The sequence below is a fragment of the Micromonospora sp. CCTCC AA 2012012 genome, from assembly GCF_040499845.1.
GTDB classification, from domain to species: Bacteria; Actinomycetota; Actinomycetes; order Mycobacteriales; family Micromonosporaceae; genus Micromonospora; species Micromonospora mangrovi.
The window spans coordinates 6,554,287-6,578,634 of record NZ_CP159342.1 but is presented as its reverse complement, the minus strand read 5'-3'; the positions used below and the strand labels follow the sequence as shown (position 1 = coordinate 6,578,634).

At 72.4% G+C, this 24,348-nt stretch carries 20 protein-coding genes and 1 pseudogene; 8 read left to right on the top strand and 13 right to left on the bottom strand.

Going from position 1 to position 24,348, the window contains the following annotated elements:
• Positions 1–114 precede the first annotated feature (114 nt).
• From ABUL08_RS29855 to ABUL08_RS29840, 4 genes are all read right to left on the bottom strand, one after another.
• Positions 115–1,803: an acyl-CoA mutase large subunit family protein gene (locus tag ABUL08_RS29855; RefSeq protein ID WP_350933396.1), complete on the bottom strand. Its 1,689-nt coding sequence runs from the start codon at positions 1,801–1,803 to the stop codon at positions 115–117.
• Between the two features lie 96 nt (positions 1,804–1,899).
• The gene (locus tag ABUL08_RS29850) at positions 1,900–2,313 is read right to left on the bottom strand and encodes an Asp23/Gls24 family envelope stress response protein (protein ID WP_350933395.1); all 414 of its coding nucleotides are present in this window, start codon (positions 2,311–2,313) and stop codon (positions 1,900–1,902) included.
• A gap of 72 nt (positions 2,314–2,385) precedes the next feature.
• Complete coding sequence (meaB, locus tag ABUL08_RS29845) at positions 2,386–3,321, bottom strand: methylmalonyl Co-A mutase-associated GTPase MeaB (protein ID WP_377521971.1); 936 nt, start codon at positions 3,319–3,321, stop codon at positions 2,386–2,388.
• A gap of 114 nt (positions 3,322–3,435) precedes the next feature.
• On the bottom strand, positions 3,436–4,632 hold the full coding sequence (locus ABUL08_RS29840; protein ID WP_350933393.1) for an acetyl-CoA C-acetyltransferase: 1,197 nt from the start codon (positions 4,630–4,632) through the stop codon (positions 3,436–3,438).
• Positions 4,633–4,695: 63 nt separating this feature from the next.
• Here ABUL08_RS29840 and mce point away from each other — a divergent pair, with 63 nt between their 5' ends.
• The 5 genes and pseudogenes from mce to ABUL08_RS29815 all read left to right on the top strand — a co-directional run.
• The gene (gene mce / locus ABUL08_RS29835; RefSeq protein ID WP_350933392.1) at positions 4,696–5,172 is read left to right on the top strand and encodes a methylmalonyl-CoA epimerase; all 477 of its coding nucleotides are present in this window, start codon (positions 4,696–4,698) and stop codon (positions 5,170–5,172) included.
• A 377-nt stretch (positions 5,173–5,549) separates the two neighbouring features.
• Positions 5,550–6,905, top strand: a complete 1,356-nt coding sequence (gene ccrA, locus ABUL08_RS29830) for a crotonyl-CoA carboxylase/reductase (RefSeq protein WP_350933391.1) — start codon at positions 5,550–5,552, stop codon at positions 6,903–6,905.
• A 280-nt stretch (positions 6,906–7,185) separates the two neighbouring features.
• Positions 7,186–8,439 (top strand): DivIVA domain-containing protein, encoded by a 1,254-nt coding sequence (locus ABUL08_RS29825; protein ID WP_350933390.1) that lies wholly within the window; start codon positions 7,186–7,188, stop codon positions 8,437–8,439.
• A 168-nt stretch (positions 8,440–8,607) separates the two neighbouring features.
• The gene (locus tag ABUL08_RS29820; protein WP_350933389.1) at positions 8,608–10,665 is read left to right on the top strand and encodes a coiled-coil domain-containing protein; all 2,058 of its coding nucleotides are present in this window, start codon (positions 8,608–8,610) and stop codon (positions 10,663–10,665) included.
• A gap of 405 nt (positions 10,666–11,070) precedes the next feature.
• Positions 11,071–12,112, top strand: a pseudogene (locus ABUL08_RS29815) (AI-2E family transporter); the annotation flags it as partial.
• Between the two features lie 3 nt (positions 12,113–12,115).
• On the opposite strand, the gene ABUL08_RS29810 reads toward ABUL08_RS29815, so the two are convergent.
• The 6 genes from ABUL08_RS29810 to ABUL08_RS29785 all read right to left on the bottom strand — a co-directional run bounded on the left by ABUL08_RS29810 (position 12,116) and on the right by ABUL08_RS29785 (position 17,444).
• On the bottom strand, positions 12,116–12,925 hold the full coding sequence (locus ABUL08_RS29810; protein ID WP_350933388.1) for an alpha/beta hydrolase: 810 nt from the start codon (positions 12,923–12,925) through the stop codon (positions 12,116–12,118).
• A 66-nt stretch (positions 12,926–12,991) separates the two neighbouring features.
• Positions 12,992–13,318, bottom strand: a complete 327-nt coding sequence (locus ABUL08_RS29805) for a hypothetical protein (protein WP_350933387.1) — start codon at positions 13,316–13,318, stop codon at positions 12,992–12,994.
• 62 nt (positions 13,319–13,380) lie between these two features.
• Positions 13,381–14,466, bottom strand: coding sequence for a hypothetical protein (locus tag ABUL08_RS29800; RefSeq protein ID WP_350933386.1), 1,086 nt, complete (start codon positions 14,464–14,466; stop codon positions 13,381–13,383).
• Complete coding sequence (locus ABUL08_RS29795; protein ID WP_350933385.1) at positions 14,463–14,957, bottom strand: SigE family RNA polymerase sigma factor; 495 nt, start codon at positions 14,955–14,957, stop codon at positions 14,463–14,465. Before ABUL08_RS29795 ends, ABUL08_RS29800 begins: the two co-directional genes overlap by 4 nt.
• A 41-nt stretch (positions 14,958–14,998) precedes the next feature.
• Positions 14,999–16,789, bottom strand: coding sequence for a 3-hydroxyacyl-CoA dehydrogenase family protein (locus ABUL08_RS29790; protein ID WP_350933384.1), 1,791 nt, complete (start codon positions 16,787–16,789; stop codon positions 14,999–15,001).
• Between the two features lie 187 nt (positions 16,790–16,976).
• Entirely contained in the window at positions 16,977–17,444 is a 468-nt protein-coding gene (locus ABUL08_RS29785; protein ID WP_350933383.1) for an FHA domain-containing protein, read from the bottom strand.
• 236 nt (positions 17,445–17,680) lie between these two features.
• Between ABUL08_RS29785 and ABUL08_RS29780 the strand changes: the two genes are divergently transcribed.
• The gene (locus tag ABUL08_RS29780) at positions 17,681–19,183 is read left to right on the top strand and encodes an aldehyde dehydrogenase family protein (protein ID WP_350933382.1); all 1,503 of its coding nucleotides are present in this window, start codon (positions 17,681–17,683) and stop codon (positions 19,181–19,183) included.
• A gap of 9 nt (positions 19,184–19,192) precedes the next feature.
• Here ABUL08_RS29780 and nucS read toward each other — a convergent pair whose 3' ends face one another.
• On the bottom strand, positions 19,193–19,852 hold the full coding sequence (nucS, locus tag ABUL08_RS29775) for an endonuclease NucS (RefSeq protein WP_242794068.1): 660 nt from the start codon (positions 19,850–19,852) through the stop codon (positions 19,193–19,195).
• 71 nt (positions 19,853–19,923) lie between these two features.
• Here nucS and ABUL08_RS29770 point away from each other — a divergent pair, with 71 nt between their 5' ends.
• Positions 19,924–20,541, top strand: coding sequence for a DUF4126 domain-containing protein (locus ABUL08_RS29770; protein WP_350938914.1), 618 nt, complete (start codon positions 19,924–19,926; stop codon positions 20,539–20,541).
• Positions 20,542–20,625: 84 nt separating this feature from the next.
• On the opposite strand, the gene ABUL08_RS29765 is transcribed toward ABUL08_RS29770, so the two are convergent.
• Positions 20,626–21,219 (bottom strand): hypothetical protein, encoded by a 594-nt coding sequence (locus ABUL08_RS29765; protein ID WP_350933381.1) that lies wholly within the window; start codon positions 21,217–21,219, stop codon positions 20,626–20,628.
• A 776-nt stretch (positions 21,220–21,995) separates the two neighbouring features.
• Here ABUL08_RS29765 and ABUL08_RS29760 point away from each other — a divergent pair.
• Positions 21,996–22,292 carry a DUF1540 domain-containing protein gene (locus tag ABUL08_RS29760; RefSeq protein ID WP_350933379.1) on the top strand — a complete coding sequence of 99 codons (297 nt, stop codon included), beginning with the start codon at positions 21,996–21,998 and terminating at the stop codon, positions 22,290–22,292.
• A gap of 28 nt (positions 22,293–22,320) precedes the next feature.
• On the opposite strand, the gene ABUL08_RS29755 is transcribed toward ABUL08_RS29760, so the two are convergent.
• On the bottom strand, positions 22,321–24,327 hold the full coding sequence (locus ABUL08_RS29755) for a protein meaA (protein WP_350933378.1): 2,007 nt from the start codon (positions 24,325–24,327) through the stop codon (positions 22,321–22,323).
• Between the last annotated feature and the right edge of the window lie 21 nt (positions 24,328–24,348).

The following is a 24,348-nucleotide window of genomic DNA, read 5'->3' as shown; positions in this document are numbered from 1 at the left end:
TCTCGCACGTGTCCCGCTCAACTCAGATCAACCGCGACGGCGACAGTTGCAACTCTCACGCCTGGCCAGGACGCGGAAAGGGGCCCCTCGTCGCCGAGGGGCCCCTGCCGACCGTCAGAAGCGGGCGGGCTCGCGGTAGACGCCCCACTCGGCGCGCAGCGCGTCGCAGATCTCGCCGAGGGTGGCCTCGGCGCGGACCGCGTCGAGCATGGCGGGGATCATGTTGCCGTCGGTCCGGCCGACCTCGACCATCCGGGCGACGGCGGCCTTGACCGCCGCGTCGTCCCGGGCGGTCTTGCGCTCGGCGAGCACCCGGCGCTGCTCCAGCTCCACCTCGTGCGAGATGCGCAGGATCTCCAGGTCCTTGGCGAGGGTGCCGGTGTGGCAGTTGACGCCGACGATCCGCTTGTCGCCCTTCTCCAGCGCCTGCTGGTAGACGAAGGCGGACTCGGCGATGTGGCCGGTGAACCAGCCGTCCTCGATGCCGCGCAGGATGCCCGAGGTCATCGGGCCGATCTGGTGCGGGCCCTCGCCGCCGAGCTGGCGGATCCGGGCGAAGATCTCCTCCGCCTCGGCCTCGATCTTGTCGGTGAGCGCCTCGACGTACCAGGAGCCGCCGAGCGGGTCGGCCACGTTGACCACCCCGGTCTCCTCCATCAGCACCTGCTGGGTACGCAGGGCGATCTCGGCGGACTCGTCGGTGGGCAGGGCGAGGGTCTCGTCCAGGGCGTTGGTGTGCAGCGAGTTGGTCCCGCCGAGCACCGCGGCGAGCGCCTCGACGGCGGTCCGGACCACGTTGTTGACCGGCTGCTGAGCGGTCAGCGACACCCCGGCGGTCTGCGTGTGGAACCGCAGCCAGAGCGCCTTCTCGCTGGTGGCGCCGTACTCGTCGCGCAGCCAGCGGGCCCAGATCCGGCGGGCGGCGCGGAACTTGGCGATCTCCTCGAAGAAGTCCACGTGGGAGTCGAAGAAGAAGCTCAGGCCGGGGGCGAAGACGTTGACGTCCAGCCCGCGCGAGAGCCCCAGCTCGACATAGCCGAACCCGTCGGCCAGGGTGTACGCCAGCTCCTGCGCGGCGGTCGAGCCGGCCTCGCGGATGTGGTAGCCGGAGACCGAGAGCGGCTTGTAGCGCGGGATCTCGGCGGCGCAGTACTCCATCAGGTCGCCGATGAGGCGCAGGTGCGGCTCGGGGTCGAAGAGCCACTCCTTCTGCGCGATGTACTCCTTGAAGATGTCGGTCTGCAGCGTGCCGTCCAGCCTGGACAGGTCGACGCCCTGCCGCTCGGCGGCGACCAGGTACATGCAGAAGACCGGCACGGCCGGACCGGAGATGGTCATCGAGGTGGTCACGCCGGCCAGGTCGATGCCGTCGAAGAGCACCTCCATGTCGGCGGCCGAGTCGATGGCCACGCCGCAGTGCCCGACCTCACCGAGCGCCTGCGGGTCGTCGGAGTCGCGGCCCATCAGCGTCGGCATGTCGAAGGCGACGGAGAGCCCGCCACCACCGGCGCCGAGGATCATCTTGTAGCGCTCGTTGGTCTGCTGGGCGTTGCCGAAGCCGGCGAACTGCCGGATGGTCCAGGTCCGCCCGCGGTAGCCGGTCGGGTAGAGCCCCCGGGTGTACGGGAACTCGCCCGGCCAGCCGATCCGCTCGAAGCCCGGGTAGGCGGTGCCCTCCGGCGGCCCGTACACCGGCTCCACCGGCATTCCGGACAGGGTGGTGAAGTCCGCGTCGCGCTTGCGGGCGGCGTCGTAGCGGGCCTGCCAGCGTGCCCGTCCGGCGGCGATCTCGTCGGCGTTCATCCGCGGAGCTCCTCCTCGAGTCCTCGACTGAAGACCGAGTGTAGAACGGCTGCCTGAACGATCGCTAAGGAAGTTCGTACCCGCCGGTAACCAGGGTCAGGCCGAGGGCACCGCCGGACCGCCCAGGGCCACGTCGTCCACCCGGATGTTGATCTCGTCGACCCGCAGCCCGTACGCCTCGACCGCCGAGGTCACCGCGGCCCGGACCCCGTCGGTCACCTCGGGCACCGGCCGACCACCGGAGATGACCAGCACCAGGTTGATCACGGCTGCCCCGTCGGTGACGTGCGCCGAGCAGCCCCGCGTCGCGTCGCCCACCTGGTCCAGCCCGACCCGGTCCAGCACCGCGTTGAAGAACCGGGCCACGTCGCCGCCCAGCTCGGCCACCCCGGGCACCGACTTCGCGGCGGCCACCGCGATCTTCTCCACCACCTCGTCGGAGACGTGCGTCGCGCCGCCCGCCACCGCGCTCGGCACCACCGACAACTCCTGGGTCGCCTCGTCCGCCATGCTCTCCCCACAACGTCGCACCGCCCCACGGGTCCCGTGAGGCGGTGCGAGCGTACTAGGTGGACGGCGCGTTCAGGAGCCGAGCTGCGCCAGCAGTTCGTCGGCCGCCGCGTACGGGTCGAGCGCCCCCTGCGCCACCTTGGCGGCGAGCGTCGACAGCTCCGTACCGTCGCGCAGCGAACCGATCCGGGCGCGCAGCGCGCCGAGCGCGATGGCTTCGATCTCGGCGGCGGCCCGCGTCTGGCGGCGGCGACGCAGCTCGTCGTGCTGCTCCAGCCAGCCGCGGTGCTTGTCGATGGCGGCGGCGATGTCGTCGATGCCCTCGCCCCGGGCGGCGATCGAACGGACCACCTGCGGTCGCCACTCCCCCGGGCCGCGCTCACCCAGCGCGATCATGCCCTGGATGTCGCGGACGGTGGCGTCGGCGCCGTCCCGGTCGGCCTTGTTGACCACGAAGACGTCCGCGATCTCCAGGATGCCCGCCTTGACCGCCTGGATCGCGTCGCCCATGCCGGGGGCGAGCAGCACCAGCGTGGTGTCCGCGAGGGAGGCCACCTCGACCTCCGCCTGGCCCACGCCGACGGTCTCCACCAGCACCACGTCACAGCCGGCGCCCTCCAGCACCCGGACCGCCTGCGGCGTCGCCGCGGAGAGCCCGCCGAGGTGACCCCGGCTGGACATCGAGCGGATGTAGACGCCCGGGTCGGTGGCGTGGTCCTGCATCCGGACCCGGTCGCCGAGGATCGCCCCGCCGGTGAACGGGCTGGACGGGTCGATGGCCAGCACCCCGACCCGGTGGCCGCGCGCCCGCAGCGCCCGGACCAGCTCGTTGGTGGTGGTGGACTTGCCCACGCCCGGCGAGCCGGTCAACCCGACCACCTGGGCCTGCCCGGCGTACGGCGCGAGGGCCGCCGCGACCTGCGGCAGCACCTCGTCGCCGGACTCGACCAGGGTGATCAGCCGGGCCACCGCGCGGGGGTCACCCTCGCGGGCCCGTTCCACCAGCATGGGTACGTCCCGACTGCGGCGCACCGAACCGGTGGCCGCGGTCGGGGCGTGGTCGACCGCTTCGCTCACTGCACCACTCTCACTCAGGACGCCGAGGCTCGCCGGGCGGGGTCGTCACTCGGTCTCGGCACCGGTGGGCACGTGGATGATCAGGGCGTCGCCCTGGCCGCCGCCACCGCAGAGCGCCGCCGCGCCGGTGCCGCCGCCGCGCCGCTTCAGCTCGAGCGCGAGGGTGAGCACCAGCCGGGCGCCGGACATCCCGATCGGGTGGCCGAGCGCGATCGCGCCGCCGTTGACGTTGATCTTGTCGGTGCTGACCCCGAGGTCCCGCGCGGACTGGATGCCGACCTGCGCGAAGGCCTCGTTGATCTCGATCAGGTCGAGGTCGCCGACGCTCAGGCCGCCCTTCTTGAGGGCGTGCTGGATGGCGTTGGACGGCTGCGAGTGCAGGGAGTTGTCCGGGCCGGCCACGTTGCCGTGGGCACCGATCTCGGCGAGCCAGGTCAGCCCCAGCTCCTTGGCCTTCGCCTTGCTCATCACGACCACCGCGGCGGCGCCGTCGGAGATCGGCGAGGAGCTGCCGGCGGTGATGGTGCCGTCCTTGGTGAAGGCCGGCCGCAGCCTGCCCAGCGACTCGGTGGTGGTGTCCGGCCGGATGCCCTCGTCCTCGCTGATCGCCAGCGGGTCGCCCTTGCGCTGCGGGATGATCACCGGGGTGATCTCGTCGGCGAAGTGGCCGTTCTTCTGGGCCGCGGCGGCGCGCTGGTGGCTGGCGGCGGAGAAGGCGTCCTGCTCCTCGCGGGTGATGCCGTGCTTCGCCCCGAGCCGCTCGGTGGACTCGCCCATCGAGCAGCAGTCCCAGGCGTCGGTGAGCCCGTCGAGGGCCATGTGGTCCTTGATCGTGACGTCGCCGTACTTGTAGCCGGTGCGCTGGCCGAGCAGCAGGTGCGGGGCGTTGGTCATCGACTCCATGCCGCCGGCCACCACGATGTCGAACTCGCCGGCCCGGATGAGCTGGTCGGCCAGGGCGATCGCGTCCAGGCCGGAGAGGCAGACCTTGTTGATGGTCAGCGCCGGCACGGACATCGGGATGCCCGCCTCGACGGCCGCCTGACGGGCCGGGATCTGGCCGGTGCCGGCCTGGAGCACCTGGCCCATGATCACGTACTGGACCTGCTCCGGGGCGACGCCCGCCCGCTCGAGCGCGGCCTTGATGGCCACCCCGCCGAGCTTGGTCGCCGGGAGGTCCTTGAGGTTGCCGAGCAGGCGCCCCATGGGGGTCCGCGCGCCGCTGACGATCACCGAAGCCATTGCCTGCCTCCGAGGGGGGTGCCGACCTGTACGCCTTAACGATTGTTCGGTCAGACTAGCGCCATGGCTGAGAACTCCCCCGTCGAGCCCGCTGCGGACTACGTCACAGACATCGGGCTGCGCCGCATCGACCACGTCGGGATCGCCGTGGCCGACCTGGACGCCGCGATCGACTTCTACCACCGCACCTTCGGGATGCGCTGCGTGCACACCGAGACCAACGCCGAGCAGGGCGTCCGGGAGGCGATGCTGGCCGTCGGCCCGACCGCGGACGGCGGCTACCTGCAGCTGCTCGCCCCGCTCTCCCCGGAGTCCACCATCGCGAAGTTCCTGGACCGCAACGGTCCGGGGGTCCAGCAGGTCGCGTACACGGTGGCGGACATCGACGCGGCCTGCAAGGCGCTGCGCGACCGGGGCGTCCGGGTGCTCTACGAGACCCCGAAGCGCGGCACCGCCGGCTCCCGGGTCAACTTCGTCCACCCGAAGGACGCCGGTGGCGTCCTGGTCGAACTGGTCGAGCCCGCCGCCGAGGGTCACTGACCGCCTCACCCCACCTCGCGCGCGCAACGGGTGCGTCTCCGGTCGCTCGGACGACCGGGGACGCACCCGTCGGCGTCACCGCCGACCTGGTCGGCGGGCACCCGGGGAGCGGGCGGGACGGACAACTTCCCGAACAGTGGGAAGAGGCGCGGCAGTGCGCGGTTCCGCGTTCCCACGGACAGCTCCACGCATCGGTCGATGCAGTTTTTCACAGAGGACTTCCGGCCCTAGCTACCGTTCAGTAACGTCCGCCCCCACAGGAGCGGCGACCGGTGCGGATGTGTCGATCACCGACATGGCGGTCCCGGCGTACCGGCGCCGACTATGGCAGCACCGCGACCCGCCCGGCGCGGGGTGCGGACGAACGGGAGGTCACCGTGCAGGACATCCTCGAAGCGATCATGGCGGCGGAGGGCTCGGCGCAGCCGGAGCGCGAACTCGCCGGCCTGGCCGGCCTGCCGGTACCGGAGAGCTACCGGGGCGTGGTGGTCCGCGCGGAGGACACCAGGATGTTCGACGGGATGGCCACCCGTGACAAGGACCCCCGCAAGGCGCTGCACGTCCAGGAGGTGCCCACCCCGGAGCTCGCCCCGGGCGAGGCGCTGGTGGCCGTGATGGCCAGCGCCATCAACTACAACACCGTGTGGACCAGCATCTTCGAGCCGATGTCCACCTTCAAGTTCCTCCAGCGCTACGGCCGGCTCTCCGAGCTGACCCGCCGGCACGACCTGCCGTACCACGTGGTCGGGTCGGACGCGGCCGGCGTGGTGCTGCGGACCGGGCCGGGCGTGACCAGGTGGAAGGCCGGCGACGAGGTGGTCGCGCACTGCCTCTCCGTCGAGCTGGAGGACTCGGCCGGCCACGACGACACCATGTTGGACCCGCAGCAGCGGATCTGGGGCTTCGAGACCAACTTCGGCGGCCTCGCCGAGCTCTGCGTCGTCAAGGCCAACCAGCTGATGCCGAAGCCCCGCCACCTGAGCTGGGAGGAGGCGGCCAGCCCGGGGCTGGTCAACTCCACCGCGTACCGGCAGCTGGTCTCGCACCACGGGGCCAACATGAAGCAGGGCGACGTGGTGCTGATCTGGGGCGCCTCCGGCGGCCTCGGCGGCTACGCCACCCAGATGGCGCTCAACGGCGGGGCGATCCCGGTCTGCGTGGTCTCCTCCCCGGAGAAGGCCGAGCTGTGCCGGAAGATGGGCGCCGAGCTGGTCATCGACCGCTCCGCCGAGGGCTTCCGGTTCTGGAAGGACGAGCAGACCCAGGACCAGGACGAGTGGCGCCGCTTCGGCGAGCGGATCCGCGAGCTGACCGGCGGCGAGGACCCGGACATCGTGTTCGAGCACCCGGGCCGGGAGACCTTCGGCGCCAGCGTCTATGTCGCCAAGAAGGGCGGCACCATCGTCACCTGCGCCTCCACCAGCGGCTTCCTGCACCAGTACGACAACCGCTACCTGTGGATGCACCTCAAGCGGATCGTCGGCAGCCACTTCGCCAACTACCACGAGGCCTGGCAGGCCAACCGGCTCGTCGCGCTGGGCCAGATCCACCCGACGGTGTCGAAGACCTATCCGTTGGAGCAGACCGGTCAGGCCGCGTACGAGGTGCACCGCAACGCGCACCAGGGCAAGGTCGGCGTCCGCTGCCTCGCCCCGGCCGACGGCCTCGGCGTGCGGGACACCGAGCTGCGGTCCCGGCACGAAACGGCGATCAACCGGTTCCGGGGCCACTGATCCGACCGGACGATCCCGACGTGACCATTGCGGTGAGCGGGCCAATGCCTTTCCACCGCGCCGGGAGACCATTCGAGTGAGTCGGCGACAAAGGGCCGCGGGGCGTGACCCCGCGGCCCTTTTCCCGCTCACCCCGGGTGACGCCCGACCCGCCCCGGGAGCTGCCAAGATCGCCGTTTGGTCCGGTCCCGTCGCGCGCCCGAGTTGACCATGTAATGAGGACACGAAAGCTCCGTACCGCTCTTGCGAAGCACCCCGGGGGGTCTGGGAGTATGTCCCAATGCCCCAGCAGCAGTCCTCCCCTCTTGCGTTCTTCGATAACGCGAACTCACAGCCCGATTTCACCGTTGGCCTGCGCGGATACAACACCGGCCAGGTCGATGACTTCATCGGTCGGCTGACCGCCGCGCTGACCCAGTCCGAGCAGGCCCGCGCCGAGGCCGAGCAGCGGATGAACGACGCCCAGCGTCGGCTCCGGCAGGCCGAGCAGCGGCAGACCGGGCTGGAGCAGAAGCTCGCCGACACCAACAAGCAGCTCGAGGAGAACAGCCGGCCGACCCTCTCCGGCCTCGGCACCCGCGTCGAGCAGATCCTCCGGCTGGCCGAGGAGCAGGCCAACGACCACCGCAACGAGGCCAAGCGGGAGTCGGAGGGCATCCTCTCCGCCGCCCGCCTCGAGGCGCGCGAGATCACCGACAAGGCGCGCGCCGAGGCGGCCGCGATGAAGGCCACCGCCGAGCGGGAGGCGGGCAACGTCCGCACCACCGCCGAGCGCGAGGCCGCCGAGGTCCGGGTGCAGGCCCGCCGCGAGGCCGACACGCTGCGCGCCGACGCCGACCGCGAGACCAAGCAGCTGCGTACGGTCACCGCGCACGAGGTGGCCGAGCTGAAGTCCACCGTCGAGCGCGAGGTCGCCACGCTGCGCGCCACCGCCGAGCGGGAGATCACCCAGCAGCGGGCGAAGGCCGCCCGGGAGGCCGAGGAGAAGCGCGCCGAGGCGACGAAGCTGCTCACCGACGCCCGCGACAAGCGCGACAAGGACCTGCAGGCCCTGGAGCTGCAGCTCGCCGAGCGGCGGGAGAAGGCCGAGCGCGAGGAGTCGGAGCGGCACGCCGCCCAGGTCGCGCAGACCCAGAAGCTGGTCGGCGAGGCCGAGCAGCGGGCCCGGGCCGCCCAGGAGCGGGCCAAGGAGATCGAGCAGCGGGCCGAGGCGCGCCGGGTCGAGTCCGAGCGCACCGCCAACGAGACGGTCGAGAAGGCCAAGGCGCTGGCCGAGAAGACCCTCGCCGAGGCGAAGGCCGAGTCGCAGCGTCTGCTCAGCGAGGCCCGCACCGAGGCCGAGCTGACCACCCAGGCGGCCCGCCGCGAGGTCGAGGACCTCACCCGGCAGAAGGATGCCGTCACCTCCCAGCTCGGCCAGATGCTCTCCGGTCTCGCCGGCATCGTGCCGGGCGTGCCGGCGGCCGCGGCCAAGCCGGAGCCGGCCAAGGCGGAGGGTGCCGAGAAGCGGGTCGCCGCCGAATCCGCCAGCTGAGCACCACCCGCATCGGGGCATGATCCACGGCGCGGGGTGACACCGGGTGACCGGTGGATCCCCGCGCCGTCATGTGTTCCCCGTCCGTTCCGTCGCATCAGTGAAGTACGTCCCAACAGGGGCGTCCGTATCGCCCCCGCAGAGCCGGATGCGTGTGAGGATGGGGGCATGTCGCACGGCGAGGAACTGTTCGCTCTCGGCGGGGACGTGACCACGGAGCCCAGCTTCGAGTCCGCTCTGCGGGGGTACGAGAAACGACAGGTCGACCGGTACGTCGCTCGTGCGGAGCACGAGATCGCGACCCTGGCGACCGAGCGGGAACAGGCGTACACCCAGATCCACAAGCTGGCCGGGCAGGTCGAGGTGCTGCAACGCGACCTCGCCCAGGTACGCAAGCAGGTGGGCGTGGTGGACCGGGCCTCGTTCCGGCATCTCGGTCCCCGGGTCGAGCAGATCCTCGCCATGGCCGAGGAGCAAGCCGACGACATCCTGGCCGCCGCCAACGAGGAGATCGAGGCCCGCCGGGCCGCCGCCGAGCACATCGTCGCCGAGGCCCGCGAGCAGGCCGCCCAGGCCCTCAAGGACTTCGAGATCGCCCTAGCCGGCCGGCGCGCCGAGGAGGAGCGGCACACCGCCGCCCGCAAGGCCGAGGCCGAGGCCACGCTCAAGGCCGCCCGGGAAGAGGCCGGCAAGCTCCGCAAGGACGCCGGCGACGAGGCGAACGCCCTGCGCAAGACCGCCCAGGAGGCCCTGGCCAAGGCGCAGCAGGAGGCCACCCAGCTCCGGGACACCGCCAAGGAGATCCACGCCCGGGCCCAGCAGGAGGCCACCCGGCTGCGGGAGGCGGCCAAGGAGGCGGTCGCCAAGGCGCAGCAGGAGGCCACCCAGCTCCGCGAGGCGGCCAAGGAGGTGCACGCCAAGGCGCAGCAGGAGGCGAAGCGGCTCACCGAGTCCGCCGCCGAGGCGGGCCGGGCCACCCACGCCAAGGCTCTCCAGGAGGCCAAGAAGGTCGTCGACGACGCGGAGGAGGCGGCGAAGGCGACCCGGGGCCGGGCGCGGACCGAGGCCAACCGGCTGACCACCGAGGCCGTCGAGGCCGGCAAGCGGAACCGGGCCGAGGTCGAGGCGTACGTCCAGCGGATGCGGAGCGAGACCGAGGCGTACGTGCAGCACGCCCGCGCCCAGACCCAGCAGGAGCTGGGTGCCTGGCGGGCCGGTGTGGAGAAGGAGGTCAACTCCCAGCGGGAGGCGGCCGCCAAGGAGCTGGCCCAGCGCCGCGCCGCCGCCGAGCAGGAGTTCGCCAAGCGCCGCGACGAGCTGGACCGGCAGCACAGCACCCGGCACGCCGAGCTGGAGAAGGTGCACACGAGCCGGCAGGCCGAGCTGGAACAGGCGTACACGGCCCGCCGCAACGAGATCGAGCAGGGGGCCGCGGCGATCCGCGAGGCCGCCGAGACCGACGCGTCGACCCTGCGGCAGCGCGCCGAGGACGAGGCCGCCGAGCTGCTGCGCCGGGCCGAGGCGGAGGCGAGCGACCGGCGCCGCAAGGCCGACGAGCACGTCGCGGCGTCCCGCCGCCAGTTCGAGGAGTACGCGGCCACCACCCAGCAGCACCTGGCCACCACCCAGCAGCACCTCGCCGCCACCCAGCAGGAGGTGGCCGCCGGCCGGCAGCAGCTGGCCCAGGTGATGCTGGAGATCGCCCAGGCGCAGCAGGAGCTGGCGGATCTGCGTACCGAGACGTGGAAGTCCCGCCAGGAGTCCGACGACCTCCAGCGCAAGCTGGCCGAGCTTCAGCTCCAGGCGACCACCGGAAAGGTCGGCGGCGGCCTCGCGGCCACCCCGGTCTCCCCGGATGGCATCGGCCGCAAGTCCGCCGCCGAGACGAAGCAGCCCGCCGCCGGGGTGAAGGAGCCGGTCAGGGAGCCCGCCGCCGGGGTGAAGGAGCCGGTCAGGGAGCCCGCCACCGCCACGAAGGAGGCGGCCGCCGAGGCCGGCGCGGCGAAGGCCCGGCCGGTCGGTGAACGGGTGACCACCGTGGACGGGGCGGGCGCGACGGCCGGCGTGGACGGTGAGCCGACCGTGGCCGCGGTCCCCGGCGAGGGCGGTCGGGGCGCCACCCCCACGAAGATCACCAGCACCGGCGAGAGCGGCAAGCGGCCGACGAAGCCCACGGTCGACGAACGCAGCGCCAAGCCGAGCACCGTCACCGTCGAGTCCGACTGATTCCACCGGCGCCCGCACCCGACGGGCACCGGGCGGGCGAGGGGCTGGTGGGCACCGCCGCCGGCCGCTAACCTCCGGGCAGAGGCCCGCGCCGCCCGGATTCCGGCGGCTGCCGACCGGGCGGTCCGGTCACCGGCGTCGGGCCGGCGCAGCGTCTCCGGCCGCGTCCGCCGGAGCGGGATCCGGGGAGGTCGGGTGGCACAGGACGGGCCGTCGGGCGGCGCCCGGCCGGACGACGACGATCCGTTCGCCGTCCTCCGTCCCGACGACGACCCGGTCCCCCACGACGACCACGTCCCCGACGACGACCCGGTCCCCCACGACCACGTCCCCGACGACCCGGTTCCTCACGACGACCCGACCGCGCCGCAGGACACCGCACCGCTCCCCGACCCGACCGAGTTCGAGGCGGGCGGGCGGTTCGGCCGACCCGGGCGACCGCTGCGCCGCAGCAGCTTCCTGGTCGGGTTCACCGGCGCGGGCGTACGCCGTCTTCCTGGGCCTGCGCAACGCCGCCGGCATCCTGGTGCTGGTGGTGATCGCGCTCTTCCTGGCGGTCGGGCTGCACCCGGCGGTGGTCCGGCTACGGGGCTGGGGACTGCCGCACGGGCTGTCCGTGGCGACGGTCGCGCTGACCGTGCTGCTGCTGATCGTCGGCGCGGTGCTGGCGCTGGTGCCGCCGGTGGTGACGCAGTCCGGGCAGTTCCTCGAGCAGCTGCCGAACTACATCGAGGAGCTGCGCCGCAATCCCACCGTCAACGACCTGGTCGAGCGGTACGACGTGCTGGACCGGGTCCGCGCCGCGGCGAACGCGGACAACGTCGGCCGGGCCCTGGGCGGGGTGCTCGGCGGCGCTCAACTGATCTTCGGCACGATCTTCCGGGCGCTGACCGTGCTGGTGCTGACGATCTACTTCATGGCGTACTTCGACCGGCTGCGCGACCTCGGGTACGCGCTGGTGCCGCGCTCCCGCCGACGGCGGGTGCAGCTGATCGGGGACGAGATCCTGACCAAGGTCGGCGCGTACATGGTGGGGGCGCTGAGCATCGCCGTGCTGGCCGGGGCGAGCACCTTCGTCTTCGCCCTCGTGGTCGGGCTGCCGTACCCGTTCGCGCTGGCGGTGGTGGTCGCGGTGACCGATCTGATCCCCCAGATCGGGGCCACCCTCGGCGCGGTGGTGGTGACCCTGGTCGGCTTCGCCACCGACCTGCCGGTCGGCATCGCCAGCCTGGCCTTCTTCGTGGTCTACCAGCAGGTGGAGAACTACCTGATCTATCCGAAGATCATGCGCCGCTCGGTCGCGGTCAACGAGGTGGCCGCGCTGCTGGCGGCCCTGCTCGGGGTGTCGCTGATGGGGGTGGTCGGCGCCCTGCTCGCCATCCCGACGGTGGCCGCCCTCCAGCTCATCCTCCGCGAGGTGGTCCTGCCCCGGCAGGAGTCCCGCTGACGCTCAGCCCGCCCGGCGCTGCGCCGGCCCGGGGACGGGGGTGTCCGCGAAGGAGGCCACCGTGCGGTCCGCGTACGCGCTGACGTCGCCGGTCTCCACCGGGCCGTCCCAGGTGGTCGGCAGCGGCACCGGCACCGCCGGGTTGACCCGGCGGACGATCTCGTCGAGCGCGGTCTCCGCGTTGCCGACCCAGAGGTGCTTGCCGCCGTCCACGCCGATCACCTCGGCCTGCGGCACCACCCCGAACCGCTCCCGCGCCTCGTCGGGCCGCAGGTAGTCGTCGAACTCCGGCACCAGGGCGGTGAGCGGCTTGCCGCTCTCGGCCCACTGGGTCAGGTCGTCCGGCGCCGAGTAGCGCAGCGGCGGGGAGAGCAGGATCGCGCCCGCCACCGCCGGGTCGCAGCCGTACCGAATGGTCAGGTCGGTGCCGAACGACCAGCCGACCAGCCAGATGTTCGGCAGCTCGGCGAACTCCGCGTACTCGATCGCGGCGGCGACGTCGAAGCGCTCGCTGACCGCGTTGTCGAAGGCACCTTCGCTGGTGCCCCGGACGCTGCTGGTGCCCCGGGTGTTGAACCGGAGCACGGCCAGGTCGGCCAGCGCGGGCAGCCGCCAGGCCGCCTTGCGGAGCACGTGGCTGTCCATCATGCCGCCGTGGGTGGGCAGCGGGTGCAGGCAGACCAGGGTGCCGGCGGGCTCCCGCTCCAGCGGCAGGGCCAGCTCGCCGACCAGCGTCAGCCCGTCGGCGGTGTGCAGCTCGATGTCCTCCCGGCGACCGGGCAGGATCGTCGACGCGCGGATCGGTGTGCTCACCGTCCCAGTCTCGCGCGTCCCGGCCGGTCCCGCCCGCCCGGGCGGAAACAGCGTGATCCAGATCGCTCAGCCGTGCCGGGGGGCGCTGCGACCGCGCTGGATGACCGGTCCGCGCCGGTCGCGGGCCCGCCAGCAGCCGCTGTGCCAGTGCCGCCGGTCGGTGAGGTCGCCCCGCTCGTCCGCCGGCCAGGCCACCAGGTGCGCCACGCCGGGGCGGATCTCCTGGTCGCAGCCGGGACACCGGTACGTCTTGGTCGACGCCCCGCCGCTGATCCCGCGTACCTGCCAGTCGCCGTCGCGCCACTGCTGCACGGTGGGCACGCCCTGGCGGGCCCGGTCGGAGTCCAGGTGGACGGACTCGTCCCGGCGGGGGCGGTTGCGACGGGGGCTCACGGTCACCAAGCGTACGGGCCGCCGGGCGGACCGGCCCGGGTCGGGCGGCCCGCCCGACGGCCTCACTTCCAGGTCTGCGGGTCGGCCAACGCCGTCGGCACCCGCGCCCCGGCCAGCACGCTCGCCGCGTCGGCCTCGGTGAAGTCGACCTGCCCCTTCGGCGGGGCGTCCGGCCACTGCCAGCCGAACTGGGCGGTCAGGTGCGCCTTGGGGATGCCGAGCAGTTCGAGCAGTTGACCGTCCGGAGAGAGGGCGGCGGGACGGCCGGCCACCACCCGGTTGCCCTCGGTGGTGGTCCGCGTGATCTGCGCCCCGTACAGCAGCCGCACCTGCATGTGCGCCAACGGCTTCCGATGGAGGATCAGCTCGACGGTGAAGCCCCCGGGGAAGGCCGTGGCGTCGACGGAACAGGCGACCAGCTGCGCGCCTTCCGGCAGCACGCCCAATCGCAGCGGCCCGTCGCACCGCCGTGCCTCGTCCCACCGGATCGCCTGCACCGCCGTCAACAGCACGCTCCGGTCGTCGCCACGCGTGCTCGCCCGGGCGTACAGCCCCGGGACCGGCTGCCAGCCCCTCACCAGACCGCCACCCCCCTGCGGGACCTGCCGGACGACGCCGTCGAAGGTCACCCGGGTCGCGCCCTGCTCGACGGGAACTCCGTCGAGCAGGAGTTCCTCGACCGCCTCCGACGAGCGGCTCACCTCGACCAGGACCGGCGACCTGCCACCGACGTCGACCTGGACCGACTCGACGGACCCGGCCGAGCCGACACCCTGCACGCCCCAGCGCAGATAGCGGGCCCGACCGGTGTCCACGCCCAGGTGCAGCACCCGAGCGTCGGTGCCGACCAGGTCCGGTTGCCGGGCGGCACCCGGCACCCCGTCGGCGCGCGGCGGCACCGGCCCGGCGGCGGCCGGCGTGGCGGCGGTCCACGGCACCCGGACGGGCAGCCGGCCCAGGTCGGTGCCGGTCACCCCGGCCACGCCGAGCGCCACGACGGCGGCCAGCGCGGTGCCGGTGGCGGCCCTGCGGCGCAGCTGGCGGCGACGACCCCGGGCACGGGCGGCGCGCAGCAGGCGATGGGTGTCGGCCTCGCCCTCGGCACGTTCCCGTAGTACCGAGGCGATCCGCTGGTCGAGGTCGGTCACGGCCGGCTCCCCTGGGTCGTCGGGGCGCCGACGCGCTCCCGGAGGTGGGCGAGCGCCCGCATCGCGTGGGTGCGGACGGTGACCGGGGAGCAGTCGAGGATCTGCGCGATCGTCGCGTCGTCGAGGTCCTCGTAGTAGCGCAGCACCAGCACCGCACGCTGCCGGTCGGGCAGGCCGAGGATGAGCCGCCACAGCTCGTCCCGCTGGACCGTCTCGTCGTCCAGGTGGCCGCGCTGCGCCCGGTCCTCGAACGTGGCGGTGGCCAGCTCACGGTTGGACCGGCGCCGCCACCAGGAGGCGTTCGCGTTGACCAGCATCCGGCGGACGTAGACGTCGGGCCGGTCGGCCCGGTCGATCTTCCGCCAGTGCACGTACGCGCGGGCGAGCACGTCCTGGGTCAGGTCCTCGGCCCGGTGCTCGTCGCCGGTCAGCAGCCGGGCCAGGCGGATCAGGGCCGGGCCGCGGCTGCCGACGTACTCCTCGAAGGTCACACCCTCAGGACGCCGTCACCGGCGTCCGGTGTTGACCCGGGTCAGCGGTTGGTGTGGTCGCGGAAGCCGCGGCCGCTCTTGCGGCCGAGGTAGCCGGCGGTGACCAGGTGTTCCAGCAGCGGCGCGGGGGCGAAGCCCGGCTCCCGCAGCTCCAGGTAGAGCTCCCGCTGGATGGCCAGCGAGACGTCCAGCCCGACCACGTCGAGCAGCTCGAACGGGCCCATCGGGTAGCCGCAGCCGAGCTTCATCGCGTAGTCGATGTCGTCGGCGGTGGAGTAGCTGGCCTCCAGCATCTTCACCGCGTCGTTCAGGTAGGGGAAGAGCAGCGCGTTGACGATGAAGCCGGACCGGTCGCCGCAGACCACGCCGGTCTTGCCGAGCGCCGCGCAGACCGCGCGGGCGGTGGCGGTGGTCTCCGCCGAGGTGCGGATGGTCTGCACCACCTCGACCAGCGGCATGATCGGCGCCGGGTTGAAGAAGTGCAGGCCGACCACGTCGGCGGGGCGCTGGGTGGCCATCGCGACGTCGATCACCGGCAGCGACGAGGTGGTGGTGGCGAGCACGACGCCCGGCTTGCAGATCTCGTCCAGGCTGGCGAAGAGGGCCTTCTTGACGCTCAGCTCCTCGACCACGGCCTCGACCACCAGGTCGACGTCGGCCAGGTGCTCCAGCACCGCCGACCAGTTGATCCGGCCGAGCGCCGCGTCCCGGTCGGCCTCGCTGAGCTTGCCGCGGACCACGCCCTTGTTGAGCGAGGTCTTCACCGTCTCGAAGACCTTGGCGGACTTCTCCGCGCCCCGGGTCACCGAGACGACCTCGTAGCCGGCCTTGGCGAAGACCTCGATGATGCCGGTGGCCATCGTCCCCGAGCCGACCACGCCGACCTTCGCGATGGCGCGGGCACCGTCGGCGAGCGCGGCGCCCGTGGTCGCCGGCGTCTGCTCATCGGGTACGACCCGCGGCGACCCCGCCTTCTCATAGGTGTAGAAGCCCCGGCCGGACTTCCGGCCGAGCAGCCCGGCGGTGACCATCTGCTTGATCAGCGGCACCGGGGCGTGCCGGCGGTCCCGCCCGCCGCGCCGGTACATGGTGTCCAGGATCTCGTACGCCGTGTCCAGGCCGATCAGGTCCATCAGCGCGAGCGGGCCCATCGGCAGGCCGCAGCCGAGCTTCATCGCGGCGTCGATGTCCTCGCGGGTGGCGTACTTCCCCTCGAACATGCTGACCGCGTGGTTGAGGTAGCCGAAGAGCAGCGCGTTGGCGATGAAGCCGGCGCGGTCGCTGATCGTCACGTCGACCTTGCCGAGCCGTTCGCAGAGCGCCTCCACGTCGGCCACCACGTCGGCGGAGGTGACCACCGTACGAACCACCTCGACCAGCTTCATCACCGGCGCCGGGTTGAAGAAGTGGATGCCGATGACCTGGTGCGGCCGAGTGGTGGCGACCGAGATCTCGGTGACGCTCAGCGACGAGGTGTTGGTGGCGAGGATGGCCTCGGGCTTGCAGACCTTGTCCAGCTCGGCGAAGATCCGCTGCTTCAGGTCGAGGTGCTCGGGGACCGCCTCGATCACCAGGTCGACGGAGTGCAGCGCGTCCAGCCCGACCTGGAAGTTCACCCGGGAGTGCAGGGCGTCCCGGTCGGCCTCGGCGAGCTTGCCCTTGGCGACCGCCCGGTCGGTGGAGCCGGTGAGGGTGGCCCGGCCGCGCTCCAGCGCACGCTCCGAGATCTCCACGGCCACCACGTCGACGCCGTTGCGGGCGAAGACCTCGACGATGCCGGCACCCATGGTGCCCAGACCCACCACACCCACGCTGGTGAACTCGCGCGCCACGACCGGCCTCCCAGAAAGCTCCGCGCCGCCGACATGAACGGCCGCTAAGGTTATGCGCCGGAGTCTGCCACGTGACGCTGAGTTGTCGAGACGCCGTGGGATATTTCACGCACCGCGCCGCAGGCGGTGGCGGAACCCCGCGACGGCGTCGCCGGGAGCCACCGGACGAGCGGCTCCCGGAGGGCCGTCAGCGGCTGCCGGGGAGGGCCAACGGTTCGCCGGCGTACGACTCGACGGCCGGCCGCCCCGCGGGCGGCGTGGCGATGGGCAGCGGCACCGTCGGCCGGTGGTGGTCGGTACGCGGCGCGGAGAAGCGCAGCCCCACCGGGTCGGTCCGGGCCAGCCCGGGGTCGAAGAAGCGCAGGTCGGTGCGGCCGATCCGGATCACGTCACCGTCGGTCAGGTATTGCGGCCCGCCGATCCGGTGGTCGTTGAGCCAGGTGCCGTTGGTCGAGCCCAGGTCCATCAGCACCACGCCCTGGTCGGTGAGCGTGACACTGGCGTGCCGCCGGCTCAGGTGCGGATCGGCCACCGAGATGTCGGCACTCGGCCCCCGCCCGATGACCTGCGGTCGGTACGAGACCCGGAAGTTCACCCCCCGCGTCGGCCCGCCCGCCACCGTCAGCAACGGCATCAGTTCCGGATGATCCTCCATCGACAGCCCTCCACCCCACAGATCGCCCCGCGTCAGCCTGCCACCACATGATGAGCGGTCCCACCACCGGCCGGCTACCTCCTCGCCCCCGGGCGGTCAGCTCCCGTTCGCCGGTTCGGCGGGCGTCCACGGTTCAATCCGGGGCCCGGCGGGCGCGCAGCGACGTCGATGCGGGGCGGGTCGATCCGCCGGTCGGAGCCCTACCGGCCGGTAATCTGCGGGTCTAGACTTCCGCCATGACGGCTGTGCATGCCCCGGGGACCCCGGCGATCGAGGACGGACGACTGGTGTCGACGAGCCCGGCGACGGGCGCGGAAGCCGGGCGCTTCCCGGTGGCGACCGCCGAGGACGTCGACCGCGCGGTGGCGCGGGCCCGGACGGCCGGCGAGTGGTGGGCCGGGCTCGGCTTCACCGGCCGGCGGGAGCGGCTGCTGCGCTGGCGCGGCGTGCTCGCCCGCCAGATCGAGGAGCTGGCCGAGCTGATGCACGTCGAGGGCGGCAAGCCGGTCGGCGACGCGGTCGTCGAGATCCTCACCGCGCTCGAACACGTCGACTGGGCCGCCCGCAACGCCCAGCGGGTGCTCGGACCCCGCAAGGTCCGGTCCCGGCTGATCCTCGCCGAGTTCACCGGTCACCTCGAATACCAGCCGTACGGTGTGGTCGGCGTGATCGGCCCGTGGAACTATCCGGTCTTCACCCCGATCGGCTCCGCCGTGTACGCCCTCGCCGCCGGCAACGCCGTGGTCTTCAAGCCCAGCGAGTACACCCCGGCGGTCGGGCAGTGGCTGGTGGACCGGTTCGCCGAGGTGGTGCCCGAGCACCCGGTCCTCACCGCCGTGCACGGTCTCGGTGACACCGGTGCCGCGCTGTGCCGCTCCGGCGTGGGGAAGGTGGCCTTCACCGGCTCCACCCGTACCGCCAGGAAGGTGATGGCGGCCTGCGCCGAAACGCTCACCCCGGTGCTGCTGGAGGCGGGCGGCAAGGACGCGATGATCGTGGACGCCGACGCCGACCTGGACGCCGCCGCCGAGGCGTGCGTCTGGGGCGCGCTCACCAACGCCGGCCAGACCTGCATCGGCATCGAACGGGTCTACGCCGTGGACCAGGTCTTCGACGCCTTCGTCGACAAGGTGGTGGCCCGCGCCGGCCGGCTGACCGTGGGCCCCGACGGCGCCGACCTCGGCCCGATCACCATGCCGGCCCAGATCGACATCATCCGGCGGCACATCGACGACGCGGTCGCCCGGGGCGGGCGGGCGGTGCTCGGCGGGCCCGACGCGGTCCAGCCGCCGTACGTCCACCCGACCGTGCTGGTGGACGTCCCGGAGGACTCGACCGCGGTCCGCGAGGAGACCTTCGGCCCGACCATCACCGTCAACCGGGTCCGCGACATCGACGAGGCCGTCGAACGGGCCAACGCCCTCCCGTACGGCCTGGGTGGTTCGGTCTTCGGCCGCAAGCGGGCGGTGGCGGTCGCGCGGCGGCTGCGCTCCGGGATGGCCGCCGTCAACTCGACGCTCACCTTCGCCGGGATGTCGACGCTGCCGTTCGGCGGTGTCGGCGACTCCGGCATCGGCCGGATCCACGGCGAGGACGGGCTGCGCGAGTTCGGCCTGGCCAAGTCGATCACCCGACGCCGGGCCCGCTCACTGCTGCCGTCGATGACCTTCGAGCGCACCCCGGCGGACGTCGCCCGCCTGGTCAAGGTCGCCAAGCTGATGTACGGCCGGAACCGCTGACCGGTCCGCTCAGAACAGGGTCAGCTCGTCCCGCTCGATGCCGCGCAGCTTGTCGTAGTCGACCACCACGCAGCGGATGCCCCGGTCGGTGGCGAGCACCCGGGCCTGCGGCTTGATCTCCTGAGCGGCGAAGACGCCGGTCACCGGGGCGAGCAGCGGGTCCCGGTTCATCAGCTCCAGGTAGCGGGTGAGCTGCTCCACGCCGTCGATCTCGCCGCGCCGCTTCACCTCGACGGCGACGGCGCCGGAGTTGGCGTCCCGGCAGAGCAGGTCGACCGGCCCGATCGCGGTCATGTACTCCCGGCGGACCAGCGTGTAACCCTCGCCGAGGGTGCCCGGGTTCGCCGCGAGCAGCTCCTGCAGGTGCGCCTCGACGCCGTCCTTGCGCAGCCCCGGGTCGAGACCCAGCTCGTACGAGGTGTCCTGGAAGATCTCCTCCAGGGTGATCCGCAGTTCCTCACCGGCCTTGTTGACCACCCGCCACACGCCGGGGGCCTCCTCCAGCCGGCAGGGCGGGCTCATCCAGTTCAACGGCTTGTACGCCCGGTCGTCCGCGTGGATCGACACCGAGCCGTCCGCCTTCACCATCAACAGCCGGGTGGCCGGCGGCAGGTGAGCCGAGAGCCGTCCGACGTAGTCCACCGAGCACTTCGCAATTACCAGCCGCACCCGACGAGGGTAGCCGAGACGCCCGCCGCCGCCGACGAGCGCCACTGGCACGGCGGTGCGATATTGAGATGGTGCTCGAAGTCCTCACCGGTTCCGGCCTCGCCGCCTCAGCCGGCCTGAACGCATACATCCCCCTGCTCCTGATGGGTCTGCTGGCCCGCTACACCGATCTGGTCGACCTGCCCCACGGCTGGCAGTGGCTCGGCAACGGCTGGGTCATCGTGATCCTCGCCGTGCTGCTCGCCGTCGAGGTGGTGGCCGACAAGGTGCCCGTGGTCGACCACGTCAACGACGTGGTGCAGACCGTCGTCCGGCCCACCGCCGGCGGCCTGGCTTTCGGCGCCGGCTCGACCTCCGAGACGGTCACGGTCAGCAACCCGGACACCTTCTTCTCCTCGCACCAGTGGGTGCCGGTGGTGACCGGTGTGCTGATCGCCCTGGGCGTGCACCTGCTCAAGTCCGCCGCCCGCCCGGTGATCAACGCGACCACGGCCGGCTTCGGCGCGCCCGTCGCCAGCACCGCCGAGGACGCGACCAGCGTTGTCATGTCGGTGGTGGCGATCCTCCTGCCGGTGCTCGTGCTGGCCTTCCTGATCGGCTTCGTGGGTTTCCTCTTCTGGTTCCTGCGCCGCCGCAAGGACCGCCGCCGCGAGCGCCAGGCCGCCCGGGCCGCGGGCTTCCGCGTCTGACCCGTCGGGTACGCAACACGTCAACACGCCGCTGGCCGGCACCCCGGGGTTCGGGGTGCCGGCCAGCGGCGGTTACTGCTCCGGTCAGCTGTTCCAGTGCTGGGCGACCAGGTCGGCGGCCTGCTGCTCCCACTGCGCGTACGCATCCGGGTACGCCGACACCTGCACGGTCTGGGCGGCCTCGGTCAGCGGCATGTCCTGCCACCCGTCGACCTGCTTCAGACCCTTGAGGAACGCCAGGGTGGAGTACTCGGGGTCGGTGATCTGCTCCGGCGTACCCCAACCACTGGACGGGCGCTGCTGGAACAGGCCCAGCGAGTCATGGTCGTTCTTGTCGCCCAGGTGGCCGAGGTTCTCCAGCTTCGACTCCTGCAGGCTGGTGGCGATCGAGATGACCGCGGCCCGCTCGGGCAGACCGGCCTTCTTGGTGGCGGCGATGATCGCCTTGACGTTGGCGGTCTGCTCGTCGTTCAGGTCGATGCGCGACTGCTTGCCCTGCACACCGTGCGGGATCAGCTTGCCGCTGTCGGGCTTGTCGGCCTGCACGGCGACCGCGACGGGCTTGCTAGCGGTGACGGGGGTGGTGTCGGCGTGGGCGGCGATCGGACCGGCGAACACACCACCGGCGAAAGCCAGACCAGCAACACCAAGAACGCTCTTACGGAAGATCGTGTTCATGAGGGGTAGCTCCATTCGGGGGTCGACGCTCCCCGCCGAGGGGGCGGGGGAACGCAAGCACCGTCAGGCGCTCAACACGCAAGGGGGAAAGTCTTCGACCGGCTGGCTCGCGGGGCGGGGGCCTCTTCGCGGCGCCGGAACCATGTTCAACGACCGGCCGCCCACCGTCATTCCCGCGTCGGCGGCCTCACCCGGGGACCGCAGGCGACCTACCGGCCCGCCCGGCAGCCCCGGTCACCAGGCCGCTCGGCGTCAGGCCGAGGTACTCGGTCGTACGGTGGATGTAACGACCCCGCCTCCGCCACGATTCCGGCCTGACGATGCCCCCGGCCACACCCCGACCGGACAATCACCCCGGATCGCCCAGCCGGCACGTGGCAACCGACCCGGAACCCGGACATGGCCCCGCATCCCCCATGAGGCGGGACGGTCAGTGGAACGGCATGAAGGTCACCGAGCCCCGGAAACCTCCATGACGTTCCACCGACCCCGGCATCCGCCCAACAACCGCACATCCGCCACCCGCCACCCGGCATCCGCTCTACATCGATCATGGATAAGTGGCGCCCGAAGGGTGGCTTTCACGGGCTTGTTCCGCCACCACAACTCCATGATCGGCCACAGCCCCGGTTGATTACACGAATGCCATCAAGTTCGTAGCGTCCCCGCGCTGCCGCCTGACCTGGCGATGATGTCGTACCCGAAGGCGGCGAAAGGGTGGGTGCCCGATGGGACGAATACCTAGAATCGGGGCAATAAGCCTAAGGAGGGTCGCCATGACCGCGGCGATGGAGATGCCCCGGGTCCAGGAGTGCGCCGTCGCGTCCTGCGCCTACAACCACACCAACGACTGCCACGCCTTCGCCATCACGATCGCCAGCAGCGACCACGCCCACTGCCACACCTTCGTCGAGATGCCGGTACGCGGCGGCAACGACCAGCTCGTGGCGCAGGTGGGCGCCTGCACCCGATCGGACTGTCAGCACAACTCGGACCTGGAGTGCCACGCCCCGGCGATCAGCGTCGGCCCAGCGGCGGACTTGGCCGACTGCCTCACCTACCGGAGCCGCTGAACCCGTCAGACCGCCGCAGCCGCCGGCCTCACGCCAGGGCGTTGGCCTCGCGGATGACGGTGACCAGGTCGTCGATGATGCCGGTGAGCGCGAAGTCCTTCGGGGTGAAGACCCGGGCCACCCCGGCGGCGCGCAACGTCTCCGCGTCGGAGGCGGGGATGATGCCGCCGACGACGACCGGCAGGTCGGGCCGGCCGGCGGCGCGCAGGCCGTCGAGGACCGCCGGCACCGCGGCCAGGTGCGAGCCGGAGAGGACGGAGAGGCCGACGAGGTCGACGTCCTCCTCCACGGCGGCGGCGACGATCTGCCCGGCGGTGAGCCGGATGCCCTGATAGACCACCTCGAAGCCGGCGTCGCGGGCGCGTACCGCGATCTGCTCGGCGCCGTTGGAGTGGCCGTCCAGGCCGGGCTTGCCGACGAGCAGCCGCAGCCGGCCGCTGCCCAGCTCGCGGGCGGTGGCGGTGACCCGCTCACGGACGGCCGCCAGCCCCGGGTCGCCGCCGGCACCGGCACCACCGGCGAGGCCGGTGGGTGCCCGGTACTCGCCGAAGACCTGGCGCAGCGCGCCCGCCCACTCGCCGGTGGTCACCCCGACCCGCACGCACTCCAGCGTCGCCGGCATCAGGTTCGTCGTGGTCGCGGCCTCCGCGCGGAGCCGGGCGAGCGCCGCGTCCACCGCCGCGTCGTCCCGGCCGGTGCGCCATTCGCGTACGGCGGTGACGGCGGAGGCCTCGACGGCGGGGTCGACCTGTTCGACGGCCTCCGCGCCGGCCGCGGTCAGCGGCGACGGTTCGGTCTCGGTGAAGCGGTTGACGCCGACCACCACGTCGGCGCCGGACTCGATCCGTCGACGCCGCTCGGCCAGCGAGGCGACCAGGGCGCTCTTGAGGTAGCCGGTCTCCACGGCGGCCACCACGCCGCCCATCTCCAGCACCTTGTCCAGCTCGACCCGGGCGCCGCTGACGATGTCGTCGACCAGCGCCGTCATCACGTGCGAGCCCTCGAAGAGGTCGGGATATTCGAGCAGGTCCGACTCGTACGCCAGGACCTGCTGCATCCGCAGCGACCACTGCTGGTCCCAGGGACGGGGCAGGCCGAGGGCCTCGTTCCAGGCGGGCAGCTGCACCGCCCGCGCCCGGGCGTCCCGGGAGAAGGTCACGCCGAGCATCTCCAGCACGATGCGCTGGATGTTGTTCTCCGGCTGCGCCTCGGTCAGGCCGAGCGAGTTGACCTGCACGCCGTAGCGGAAGCGGCGCTGCTTGGCGTTCTGCACGCCGTAGCGCTCGCGGGTGATCTCGTCCCAGAGCGCGCCGAACGCGCGCATCTTGGCGATCTCCTCGACGAAGCGCACCCCGGCGTTGACGAAGAAGGAGATCCGCTGGACGACGTCGCCCATCCGCTCGGCGGGCACCTGGCCGGAGTCGCGGACCGCGTCGAGCACGGCGACGGCGGTGGCGAGGGCGAAGCCGACCTCCTGCACCGGCGTCGCGCCCGCCTCCTGGAGGTGGTACGAGCAGATGTTGACCGGGTTCCACTTCGGCATCTCGCGCAACGTGTACGCGACCACGTCGGCGGTGAGCCGCAGCGACGCGGCCGGCGGGAAGATGTACGTCCCCCGGGACAGGTACTCCTTGATGATGTCGTTCTGGGTGGTGCCGGCGCAGCGGGCCAGCTCGGCGCCCTGCTCGGCGGCGACCGTGCCGTAGAGGGCGAGCAGCCACATCGCCGGGGCGTTGATCGTCATGGAGGTGTTGCCCTCGGCGAGCGGGATGCCGTCGAAGAGGGCCCGCATGTCGCCGAGGTGCGCCACCGGCACGCCGACCCGCCCGACCTCACCGGAGGCCAGCTCGTGGTCCGGGTCGTAGCCGGTCTGGGTGGGCAGGTCGAAGGCGACCGAGAGCCCGGTCTGTCCCTTCGCCAGGTTGCGGCGGAAGAGCGCGTTGGTCGCGGCGGCCGAGGAGTGCCCGGCGTAGGTGCGCATCACCCAGGGCCGGTCGCGCTCCGGCAGCCGTCCCGAGGGAGCCTTCTCATCCATGGCCGGAGTCTAAGTTACCGT

Coding starts and splice junctions, on each gene's coding strand:
- ABUL08_RS29855 (WP_350933396.1), bottom strand. CDS start 1,803: ATGAACGCCGACGAGATCGCCGCCGGACGGGCACGCTGGCAGGCCCGC.
- ABUL08_RS29850 (WP_350933395.1), bottom strand. CDS start 2,313: ATGGCGGACGAGGCGACCCAGGAGTTGTCGGTGGTGCCGAGCGCGGTG.
- meaB (WP_377521971.1), bottom strand. CDS start 3,321: ATGCTGGTGGAACGGGCCCGCGAGGGTGACCCCCGCGCGGTGGCCCGG.
- ABUL08_RS29840 (WP_350933393.1), bottom strand. CDS start 4,632: ATGGCTTCGGTGATCGTCAGCGGCGCGCGGACCCCCATGGGGCGCCTG.
- mce (WP_350933392.1), top strand. CDS start 4,696: ATGGCTGAGAACTCCCCCGTCGAGCCCGCTGCGGACTACGTCACAGAC.
- ABUL08_RS29825 (WP_350933390.1), top strand. CDS start 7,186: ATGCCCCAGCAGCAGTCCTCCCCTCTTGCGTTCTTCGATAACGCGAAC.
- ABUL08_RS29820 (WP_350933389.1), top strand. CDS start 8,608: ATGTCGCACGGCGAGGAACTGTTCGCTCTCGGCGGGGACGTGACCACG.
- ABUL08_RS29785 (WP_350933383.1), bottom strand. CDS start 17,444: ATGGAGGATCATCCGGAACTGATGCCGTTGCTGACGGTGGCGGGCGGG.
- ABUL08_RS29780 (WP_350933382.1), top strand. CDS start 17,681: ATGACGGCTGTGCATGCCCCGGGGACCCCGGCGATCGAGGACGGACGA.
- ABUL08_RS29765 (WP_350933381.1), bottom strand. CDS start 21,219: ATGAACACGATCTTCCGTAAGAGCGTTCTTGGTGTTGCTGGTCTGGCT.
- ABUL08_RS29760 (WP_350933379.1), top strand. CDS start 21,996: ATGACCGCGGCGATGGAGATGCCCCGGGTCCAGGAGTGCGCCGTCGCG.
- ABUL08_RS29755 (WP_350933378.1), bottom strand. CDS start 24,327: ATGGATGAGAAGGCTCCCTCGGGACGGCTGCCGGAGCGCGACCGGCCC.